General features: G+C 63.0%; 8 protein-coding genes and 1 pseudogene. 8 read left to right on the forward strand and 1 reads right to left on the reverse strand.

The genetic code is table 11. The features are described from left to right. The 4 genes from LDB29_RS29220 to LDB29_RS29235 are packed head-to-tail and all read left to right on the forward strand — an operon-like array spanning window position 1 to window position 1,789. Window positions 1-243 carry a conjugal transfer protein TraD gene (locus LDB29_RS29220; RefSeq protein ID WP_257558955.1) on the forward strand — a complete coding sequence of 81 codons (243 nt, stop codon included), beginning with the start codon at window positions 1-3 and terminating at the stop codon, window positions 241-243. Continuing rightward, complete coding sequence (locus LDB29_RS29225) at window positions 224-508, forward strand: hypothetical protein (RefSeq protein ID WP_257558922.1); 285 nt, start codon at window positions 224-226, stop codon at window positions 506-508. The genes LDB29_RS29220 and LDB29_RS29225 overlap by 20 nt, the downstream gene beginning before the upstream one ends. Further along, the gene (locus LDB29_RS29230; protein WP_373886407.1) at window positions 508-1,395 is read left to right on the forward strand and encodes a type IV secretory system conjugative DNA transfer family protein; all 888 of its coding nucleotides are present in this window, start codon (window positions 508-510) and stop codon (window positions 1,393-1,395) included. Before LDB29_RS29225 ends, LDB29_RS29230 begins: the two co-directional genes overlap by 1 nt. Next, window positions 1,346-1,789 carry a DUF4158 domain-containing protein gene (locus LDB29_RS29235; protein ID WP_257558923.1) on the forward strand — a complete coding sequence of 148 codons (444 nt, stop codon included), beginning with the start codon at window positions 1,346-1,348 and terminating at the stop codon, window positions 1,787-1,789. Before LDB29_RS29230 ends, LDB29_RS29235 begins: the two co-directional genes overlap by 50 nt. On the opposite strand, the gene LDB29_RS29240 is transcribed toward LDB29_RS29235, so the two are convergent. Further along, window positions 1,781-4,714, reverse strand: coding sequence for a Tn3 family transposase (locus tag LDB29_RS29240; protein ID WP_061939953.1), 2,934 nt, complete (start codon window positions 4,712-4,714; stop codon window positions 1,781-1,783). The two genes, LDB29_RS29235 and LDB29_RS29240, sit on opposite strands and share 9 nt — an antisense overlap. Window positions 4,715-4,860: 146 nt before the next feature. Here LDB29_RS29240 and LDB29_RS29245 point away from each other — a divergent pair, with 146 nt between their 5' ends. The 4 genes and pseudogenes from LDB29_RS29245 (at window position 4,861) to LDB29_RS29260 (ending at window position 9,227) form a co-directional block, all read left to right on the forward strand. Further along, entirely contained in the window at window positions 4,861-5,466 is a 606-nt protein-coding gene (locus tag LDB29_RS29245; RefSeq protein ID WP_061939924.1) for a recombinase family protein, read from the forward strand. After that, window positions 5,463-6,824 (forward strand): hypothetical protein, encoded by a 1,362-nt coding sequence (locus LDB29_RS29250; protein WP_061939921.1) that lies wholly within the window; start codon window positions 5,463-5,465, stop codon window positions 6,822-6,824. The genes LDB29_RS29245 and LDB29_RS29250 overlap by 4 nt, the downstream gene beginning before the upstream one ends. A gap of 65 nt (window positions 6,825-6,889) precedes the next feature. Continuing rightward, window positions 6,890-8,218: pseudogene (locus tag LDB29_RS29255) on the forward strand (transposase); the annotation flags it as partial. A gap of 142 nt (window positions 8,219-8,360) precedes the next feature. Continuing rightward, window positions 8,361-9,227, forward strand: coding sequence for a recombinase family protein (locus tag LDB29_RS29260; RefSeq protein ID WP_006961816.1), 867 nt, complete (start codon window positions 8,361-8,363; stop codon window positions 9,225-9,227). Window positions 9,228-9,846: the final 619 nt, after the last annotated feature.

Below are 9,846 nucleotides of genomic sequence, written 5' to 3' on the forward strand. Positions count from 1 at the left end.
GTGCAACGCCGCGAACGCACCCGCCATTTGATCGAGCTGGGCGGCCTCGTCCAGAAAGCCGGCCTTGTCGAACTCGCCGACGATGATCGCGCGACCATTTACGGCGCGCTGCTGGAGCTCGTCGGCCGCGCTCGCGGCGACGATGCCTGCGACACGCTCACACTCTGGAAGCGGCGCGGCAGACGCGCGTTCGACGCGGAAAGCGAAGCGACGGAGAAAGGCGATGGCGCTACTGGATATTGAGGCGATCCGCAGGCAAGTCCGCGCGCTGGATTTCGTGCGCGGCACCCCGGCCGAGCACGCCATGTGGCGGGAGGACGACGCGGACTCTCGCGCCAACCTTGCGATTGAGGGCATAGCGCTGGAGCCGGACGAGGAAGCGTTGTTCGACATGCTGCGCGACGAGGCGGTGCCCCCCGCCCTCGCGACGCAAATCATCCTCAAGCTGCTCGGCCACCCAGATGCCGATCCGGCACTGGCGATTACGCCGCTGGAACAGGCCTGCTGATGGCGGGGCCGCTCATCGGTGGGCGTCGGCCGATCAGCTGGCGGCTCGCGATCGTCGTCGCGTTCGTCGCCGCCTATGCGACGGCGCGGTGGCTGGAAGGCATCTTCGGCGTCGGGCAGATTTCCGGTACGGTGTCGTTCCTCGTCCTGGTCGGACTGATCGGCGCGACCTGGTGGATCAACAGCCGTGGGGCCAACCGCAGGAACGAGCTGCTGGGCTCGGCCCGCTTCGGCGACCGCGCCGACGTGCGCAAGCTGGAAGCGAGTGGGGATCTCCTGATCGGCCGCGGCAAGGAGTCCGGCAAGCTGCTCCACTATGACGGCGCGGCGCACCTGTTGACGATCGCACCCACTCGATCGGGCAAGGGCGTCGGCACGATCATCCCCAACCTGCTCCTGCTCGACCGCTCGGTGGTCTGCATCGACCCCAAGGGCGAGAATGCCCGCGTCACGGCCCGTGCGCGGGCCAGCAAGGGCGCTGTGTGGTGCCTAGACCCCTTCGGCGTCTCAGGGCGTCCTGCGGCCCGCTACAACCCTCTGGCGCAGCTCGACCCGGCAAGCCCGGACCTCGCGGAAGATGCCCAGACGATCGCTGACGCGCTGGTCCACGATGCGCCGGGGCAATCGGGCGAGGCGCACTGGAACGAGGCCCAGTCGGCCCGAAGCTGCGATTTTGGTCATCTTGGAGAACACGTCGGGAACGGGCTGGTTGTTGTTGACGATCGCCCATGCGAGGAACGACGTTCCGCTCCGATAAGGGAGCGGCGTTATGAGCCTTGGCGTTTCGAGTGGGGATCTGATCGGCTCCTGGAGCCTGAGTTTTTCGGACATCGCGTTCGTGACCGGCAAAGCGGAGACGGCACGACTGGGATTGGCGGTTCAGCTTAGATTTTTCGCCGGGCATGGCTTCTTTGTGCCGGATCATGCGTCGATACCCTCCGACGGTGTCTTGTATCTGGCGGAGCAACTTGGTCTCGATGCCAAATCCGTGAACCACTATGATTTTTCCGGGCGCACCGCCCGCCGGCATTGCGCGGAGATTTTGCGGCATCTCGGGTTCCGCCGTATGACGCAGACGGATCGCAGGGCGTTGTCGAGGTGGATTTCCGACGATCTTTGTGCGGGCGGGCAGCCGATCAATGCCATGCTCGAGCATGTTTTCCTGTGGTGCCGCGACCGCCGTATCTATGGGCCGTCGCGCAAGGAGCTGGAACGCCTCGTCCGTTCGCAACGACACCTCTATCTGGCCCCTGTGCATTGTAGGGACACAGATTCACGGTAGCGGTTTGATGAGCAGGGGCATGAGGCCGCTGGCGTCGAGACCGAGGTGATCGGACCAGACGTAATCGCCGGCGAGATTGATGCGATCCCATCCCAATGGTGAGAGTCGGGACAGCATAGCCGGGTCGATCTGGCTTCCTCGCTGGCGCATTTCGTCGACGGCGCGCCCCAGATAGCGGCAGTTGAAGAGGATGATCGCTGCGGTGACGAGGTTGAGCGCAGCCGCGCGGGTTTGCTGGTTCTCCAGGCCACGGTCGCGGAAGCGACCGAGCCGATGGAAGGCGACCGCCCGCGCCAGGCTGTTGCGCGCCTCGCCTTTGTTCAATTCGGCGGTGACAGTGCGGCGTAGCGCTGGATCGTCGAACCAACGCACCGTGAACAGCGTGCGCTCGATCCGCCCGACCTCGCGCAACGCCGCGGCGAGGCTGTTCTGCTGGCGGTAGGCGGACAGCTTCTTGAGGATCAGCGAGGGCGTAACGGTGCGGTTACGCATCGCGCCAATGACACGTTCAATATCGGGCCAGTGGCTGGCGATCAGGTCCCGGTTGAGCCTGTGACCGAACAGTGGCGCAAGCCTGCCATAACGCTTCGAGGGCTCGAAAGCGTAGAGGCGCCGGTCGGACAGGCGGGGAATGCGCGGCTCGAAATCGAGTCCGAGGAGATGCATCGTCGCGAACACGATGTCGGAAACGCCGCCTCCATCGACGTGCAGCGCGGTCAGATCGGCGTTGCTGTCATGGCCGAGGATGCCGTCGAGCGCATGGATGGCTTCTCCTGCCGTGCCGGCGATCACGGTTTGGTGCAGGGGCGCGTAGCGATCGGTGATGGTGGTGTAGATCTTGACCACCGGGTCGCGACCATAATGGGCATTGACCGCTCCGCCGGCTTCGCCCGGCCCGCCCAGGTAGAAGGCCTGGCCATCTGCGGACGCCCGGTGCCCTGACCCAAACCAGGCGGCGATCGGCTCGGCGTGGATGGCGTCGGTCAGACAGGCGAGCGCCGCCCGAAAGGTTTCCTCGCGCATGTGCCATGTCTGCATGCGCAGCAGCGCGCGGCGTGACCCTGCGCCGCATACCTCGGCCATGCGCGACAACCCAAGATTGGTCGCTTCGGCAATCAGGGTAGCGAGGAAAGCCCGCTCGTCTCCAGGCGGCAGCCCGGTCGAGACGTGCCCGAAGTGCCGGGTGAAGCCGGTCCATCGTTCGACCTGCGACAGCAGGTCGGTGATACGCGTGGCAGGCAGCATACCGTAGCAGGCAAGCGTCAGATGCCGTCCTTCGTCGTCCTTGGCATCATCGTCCTTCGGTTCCTTGGGAAAGCGCAATCGCTCGCCAGCGAACAGGGCAGCATCGCGTCCGGCCAGATTGTGGGCGACGTTGCGCAAGGCGCTGTCGAGCTGCGCGGCGCGCTGATCGAGCCATGCGTCTGGATCACCGAGCGAGAACGCCGGCTGCAGCGCCGCGCCGCTTGATGGCGCGAGCAGCACGTCCAGCGACCTGTGCAGCCGTGACCGCGGCACCCAGATATCACCCGATGCCAGTGCATTGGCGAGCGCCCCGTAGGTCGCCATCTCCCAGTGCGTCCGGTCGATCTTGCCGGCAACCACGACATGGCGGTGCCAGCGCCGCTCGATATGGCCGAGCGGCACGTCGGCAGGGAGCGGCTTGCGCCAGTCGCCATCAAGATCCGACAAGACCATCATGGCGTTGCGCAATGCCGCAGTGCCGGCCCTGCCGTGGAAATCGAGCGTTTGCAGAAATTGAGGCCCTGTTCGCTTGAAGGTTCGGTACTCGGCTGCGATCTCGCTCAGCACATCGTCCCTGTGAGGTGCCGCGGTACGACGAATGATCGCGGCATCGGCATCGAGCATGTCGAGAGGCATGATATCCCTGAGGGCTGCGGCGATATCTTCGCCGGCGCGTGCTGCCCGGCTCACTGTTTCCAGTACAGCGGCGATGCGCATCAGACGGTCGCGGCCTTCGCGTCCTGAAATTGCGACCCTTTGCTCCAGGCGTTTGCGGGCACGAAGATGAGCGCGTCCCATCAAGGCGGCGAACATGGCGATCGCCGCGTCGGTAAGCGTGGCCTCCAGATCGCGCAGCGTAGCAAGCAGGATGACCCGCCTGCGGGAGGTGCGCATCTGTTGGAAAGCCTGGGCGGTATAGCGCACACCTTCGCGGGCGAACTGCGTCAGGCGTGGCTCGTGCACGGGATCGACCGTGATACGAGAGATACCAGTCCTATGAATCAACGCGACCTTCTCTAGAATTTCGGCGAGCGAGGCTGACGCGACGCGGGGCTCCGGTTCGCGCAGCCAGGACAAGCGGCTCTGTCGATCATGCACCTTCTCATCGACCAGCGCATCGAGACGCTGACGCATGTCTGCATCGAGATTATTGTCGACGGCGGCGATCAGATCGGCTTCCGCCCGAAGCATCGCCTCGGCCGTCATCCGCTCGACTACGCTGACGCCAGGAATGACGATGCGCCGCGTGCGCAGCTCGTCGAGCAGTCGATCGAGCAGAATGCGCCCGTCCACGATGGCCATGGCTTCGGTTTCCAACCAGTTCATCATGATGCCGCGCGCTGGCCGGCTCAGATCGGTGAATCCGAAGCGCGCCTTGATGGCGGCAAGCTGATCGTAGCGGGTCGGCGCTCGCCGCGCGAAGTCGGCGACGGCGCCTGCATCCACCCCGACCTGCTCGGCGATGTGGTCGAGCATGATCGCAGGCAACAGCTCGCCTGCACGTAGATGCCGCCCCGGGTAGCGCAGGCAGCAGAGTTGCAGGGCGTAGCTTAACTGGGTTGCCGGAGTGCGTGCGGTGCCGATCGCAGCAAGGTCCTCGGCATCGAGGCCATGGTGCCGCACTACCGCCGCTTCGCTGTCGGGCAAAGCAAGCAATGCAGCGCGCTGCCGCTCGGTCATCGGGATGCGGGCAGGCATGTTTCATCCTCCAAAAACCTCTTGCCTTTTGGCACCTTAATGAAAGAGGATTATGAAAGGCGGAAGGCTGCGGAAATGCGTGCATGCTGTTCCCGCCTCAGGATACGACCGTTTGTGAAAGATACTGGATGACACGCGAACCCTATCTGATCGGCTATGCCCGCGTGTCGAAGGGCGACGACCAGTCGAACGCCGCGCAGCGGCGCGCGCTCGATGCAGCCGGCTGCAAGCGCGTGTACGAGGAGACCGCCAGCGGCGGGCGGTGGGACCGGCCCAAGCTCCTGGAGATGATCGGCCAGTTGCGCGACGGCGATGTCGTCGTCGTCTGGAAGCTTGACCGACTGTCGCGCAGCCTGAAGGACATGCTGCACATCATGGAGCGGATCGAGCTGGCAGGCGCAGGCTTCCGCTCGCTAACCGAGGCGATCGACACCACCACTGCGGCAGGGCGGATGATGATGCAGATGGTCGGAAGCTTCGCCGAGTTCGAGCGCGCGATGATCCGTGAGCGCACCAGCGCCGGCTTGGCTCAGGCGCGAGCAGAAGGACGGATCGGCGGGCGTCGGCGCAAGCTCGGCGACAAGCAGCGTCGCGAAATCGCCGAGTCCGTCACTTCCGGCCGCAAGTCCGGTGCCGAGATGGCACGGCTCTACGGCGTCAGCGAACCCACAGTCTCGCGCATCGTCGCCGCGCACCGCCAGCAATTGGGGCAACAGCAGAGGGAACAGGCATGAAGCGTGGTCACGATCTGTCCGGCGTTATGAAATTCGCCACCTCGCCGGCCTGGGCCGATCATCTTCGCGATGCGCTCGGCGATCATTTCGGGCTGGCGATGGAGGAGTTCGACTTCGAAGCGGATGAGCTGGCGGACATCGTCGGCGATCATTGGGCGGGCGTGTTGTGGGGATGCGCGTTCGAGGATCTGCTGACGCGCACCATCCAACCCGGGGACCGGAACATCGTTGATGACTATATCCGGCGCCGGGGCTGGAACGAGAGCGGCCCGACCAAAATCTACCTGCGTGCCCTTCGATCGTCGGTGATGAGCCTCCACGAGGTGAGCGAGGTCGAGCCCGGCAGTGGCTTCCTCGTGCGTGACCTGATCCGGGGCGGCGAACCCCTTAGAGTATCGGAGCGCAGCGCCTCGCAGACGCTGAAGCAATGGGACAGGATCGGTGCCCGCGTCGTGCAGGTCGGAGGCAAGCACCTCCTGTCGGGCGGCGTGTTGTCATTCACGATGGAGGCGGCCGAGGCGCTCGTCGCCGATCTGCGGCGTTCGAAAGGCAAGCGTAGCCCAAACACCGCATTGAAGCTGAACCCCGACGATTTGGCCGCACTTCCGGCACTCATCAGCACCGCATGGCTGTTCGATGTCGTTCCCAAGACCATGGGACCGGCGTCCATCCCCACGCTGCTCAACAGTGATGGCGAGGAGGTGGTGTTCCACCGCGTGCGCTTTCCCTTTGCACGCGGCGTGACCCAGGCGCTGGTCGGCGAGCGGCTCGACACTGTCCCTACGCTTCAGCGGGAAACCACGCACTTCTGGAACTGGCTGGGCGAAAAACCGGACGGAAAGGCGAGAAGCACTGGCCGTATGGCGTGGGGTGTGACGATGGCGAACGGCACCCCGGTGCTCGGCAATGTCGAATTGAAAGGCCGGGCTCTGGTTCTCGCCGTCACCTCGGCCGAGCGGGCGAAACGCGGTACCGCGCTCATCACCGATGCGCTCGCCGGGTTGGTCGGCTCGCCGCTGACCACGATCGAGACGATCGAACAGGCCATGGCCGCGCGGGCCGAGGGACTGACAACATCCGAACCGGCACCGGCCATTGCGCCAGAGGTGGCAACCCCGCTCGTTCATGCCATGCTCGACCGCCAGTACCGCGCGACGCTCGATGAACCCGTTGGAATGCTTGGGGACATCAGCCCACGTGCGGCCGTTCGAACGGCCGCAGGCCGTTATCGAGTAGCTGGGTGGCTCAAGCATCTCGAAAACCGTAGCAGCGCTCACCCCGAACCGAACGACCCGATGGCAACCTACGATTTCACCTGGATGTGGCGCGAACTCGGCATCGAAGACCTGCGGAAATAGTCCCCTTCCACTGACGCTGACGCCTACCGTGAATCTGTGTCCGATTAATGCATAAGGGCCTGTGGCGCGGCGAGAACCGTATATCTCTCACCCCGTTCAAACCCTTGCCCGAACCCAGGGGTCTCGCCTCGATCAAGACCGAGATCGGCCAACGCTGGCCGATGACCGGGCTGCTCGACGTACTGAAGGAGGCTGCCCTTGATACGGGACTTCTCGAAGCGTTCGAAACATCGGCCTCGCGTGTTGCACTGCCGAAAACCGCGCTGGATCAACGTCTCCTGCTATGCCTCTACGGCCTGGGAACGAATGCCGGGCTCAAGCGGATCGCCGGCGCCACCCCCGATGTCAGCTATGAAGAGCTGCTGCATGTCCATCGCCGCTTCGTTCATGCCGCGGCGCTCAAGGAGGCGTGTGCCAGGGTTGCGAATGCGACCCTGGCAATCCGCAATGCTGCAGTCTGGGGGGACGCCGGCACGGCCTGTGCGTCAGATTCCACAAAGTTCGGAGCCTGGGATCGCAACCTGATGACGGAATGGCATGCGCGTTATGGTGGACGGGGCGTCATGATCTACTGGCATGTCGAACGACGCGCGACATGCGTCTATTCCCAGCTCAAGCGCTGCTCTTCCTCCGAGGTCGCCTCCATGATCGAGGGCGTGCTGCGCCATTGCACCGACATGGAAATCCAGCGACAATATGTTGATAGTCATGGCCAAAGCGCGGTTGGCTTTGCATTTTGCCGGCTTCTCGGATTTGAGCTTGCACCCCGCCTGAAAGCGATCGCTCGCCAGAAGCTGGCTCTTCCCGATGTCGGCATGCGAACGCGGCTTCCCCACTTGCAGCCGATCCTCTCCAGTCCGATCAACTGGGATGAGATCGAGCAGCAATATGACGAGATGGTCAAATATGCAGCCGCGATGCAGACAAAAACCGCCGACCCGGAGGCGATCCTGCGCCGGTTTAGCCGCTCCGAGGTGATGCACCCGACCTACAAGGCGTTGAGTGAGCTGGGCCGCGCGGTCAAGACGATCTTCCTGTGCCGGTATCTGCGCGAGGAGTCCTTCCGCCGCGAAATTCATGAAGGCCTGAATGTCGTTGAAAACTGGAACAGTGCCAATGGGTTCGTTTTCTTCGGCAAGGGCGGCGAGATCGCCACTAACCGCATCGATGAGCAGCAGCTCTCGGTCCTGGCGCTACATTTGCTGCAAGCGTCGCTTGTCTATGTGAACACCCGAATGCTTCAGAGCGTGCTGGTGGAACCGAAATGGACGGGCCGGATGACGCCGGATGATTATCGCGGCCTCACACCGCTGATTTACAGCCACGTCAATCCTTATGGCCGCTTCGACCTCGATCTGAATAGCCGGATCGATTTTGGGCGGCTTGCTGCCTGACCGGGGCCTTTCCGCTCGCACCATTTGGGTGCACCCGAACGTGACGATCGGAAGTGACATATACGACATGTCACAAAAGGGTGGTTCCGTCACCAATGTTACTGTACGAGGGCAAAGCCACCCTAATGTGACGGATTTGCCCATGACCCGCGTCGGCTACGCCCGCGTCAGCACCATCGACCAGGATCTCGACATCCAGGTTGCCCGGTTGAAGGCAGCGGGCTGTGAAATCCTCCGCTCCGAAACAGGCTCGGGCGCATCGCGCACTGGACGCACGGAGCTTGAGACGATCATGCAGTTCCTGCGCGCCGATGACGAACTCGTCGTCCTGCGTCTCGATCGGCTCGGTCGCTCCACACGCGATGTTCTCAATCTGGTTCATGAACTCGACCAGAAGGGAGCCTCATTGCGGGTGCTTGAGCCGGAGGTGACGACGGCCGGAAGCATGGGGCGGATGGTGATCACCATTCTGGGCATGGTCGCGGACATGGAACTGACGTTCATCAAGGACCGGCAGCGCGCCGGGATCGAGGCGGCGCGCGCCGAAGGCGTCTACAAAGGCCGGAAGAAAAACATCGATGACGATGAAATCCGACGCCGGATCACCGCCGGCGCGAGCAAGGCCAGCGTCGCGCGCGACCTCAAGATCTCAAGAATGACCGTCTATCGGGCGCTTGACGTCATTCCTTCAAGGATCGGGCTGCCGGAAAAGCCGCCTTCTGTCACCATCGCCCTGCATCTGACCATCGAGAACTTCAACAAGCATGGTCGTGGCAGAAAGCCCGCTCGCGAGCGCATTGAGGCGATGCTGGAGCGGGATTACCAGATGCAAAAGACCGGGAACTGCGATTACACGCTGACCGTCGCCTATGATCAGGGTGCCGATGGCGTCAGCCTCGATGATGAGATCGCATCTCTCCAGACAGAGATGTTCAACATCGCAGAGAGCTACAGGTGCTCGATCGAGACCGATGTTTACGAGATTGGAGGACAAGAGCGAGCCTGGTAGATCGCCATGTTCAATCTTTGTTCTTCAACATGGCCAAAATCGCAGCTTCGGGCCGACTGGGCCAATTGCGACAGTGGAGCTGGGCGCGGTGCTGGAAGGTTGGGCGCTACGGTGCGACTAATCTCCCTTTATAATTAAAAGCGTGCCGGCGAAGCCGGCTCATCATGGGGGATGCCGGGTGGGAGGATGGCTTTAGCCATCCGGGGCGGCCGAAGGCCGCGAGCCGGCGGGGGCGAAGCCCCCAAGAGGCGGCGCTTTTCTTCTTCTTCAGCAGCGGCGCGGGATAGCGTGGCGAGTTATCCACAGACGAACCTACCCCAAAGCTCACCGTTCGCGTTCTGATTCAAAGATTCTTCTTAGATTCAAGATTCAGGGTGCCTCAAACCCGCAGAAAACCTAGAGAAATGGCCTCGAAAAGTGAGTGTTGGGGTCGAGTCGCGTGAGTTTTCGGGTAGCCTTCGGTGAGCTTTGGGGTCGGTAAAGGTGAGTGTTGGGGTCGAGTCCGGTGAGTGTTGGGGTATGGGCATTTTCATCGGTGAGTTTTGGGGTATCCCCTCCCTATGGTCGAACGGCGAGCTTTAAGAATTGCCTAGCTCACTTTAATTGCTAAGGTGAGCGC

It is taken from the genome of Sphingobium sp. CFD-2, from assembly GCF_024611135.1.
Lineage (GTDB): Bacteria > Pseudomonadota > Alphaproteobacteria > Sphingomonadales > Sphingomonadaceae > Sphingobium > Sphingobium fuliginis.

What these genes read in the sequence shown, in the direction of transcription:
- LDB29_RS29225 (WP_257558922.1), top strand. Translation starts at nt 224, where the DNA reads ATGGCGCTACTGGATATTGAGGCGATCCGCAGGCAAGTCCGCGCGCTG.
- LDB29_RS29245 (WP_061939924.1), top strand. Translation starts at nt 4,861, where the DNA reads ATGACACGCGAACCCTATCTGATCGGCTATGCCCGCGTGTCGAAGGGC.
- LDB29_RS29240 (WP_061939953.1), bottom strand. Translation starts at nt 4,714, where the DNA reads ATGACCGAGCGGCAGCGCGCTGCATTGCTTGCTTTGCCCGACAGCGAA.
- LDB29_RS29260 (WP_006961816.1), top strand. Translation starts at nt 8,361, where the DNA reads ATGACCCGCGTCGGCTACGCCCGCGTCAGCACCATCGACCAGGATCTC.
- LDB29_RS29230 (WP_373886407.1), top strand. Translation starts at nt 508, where the DNA reads ATGGCGGGGCCGCTCATCGGTGGGCGTCGGCCGATCAGCTGGCGGCTC.
- LDB29_RS29250 (WP_061939921.1), top strand. Translation starts at nt 5,463, where the DNA reads ATGAAGCGTGGTCACGATCTGTCCGGCGTTATGAAATTCGCCACCTCG.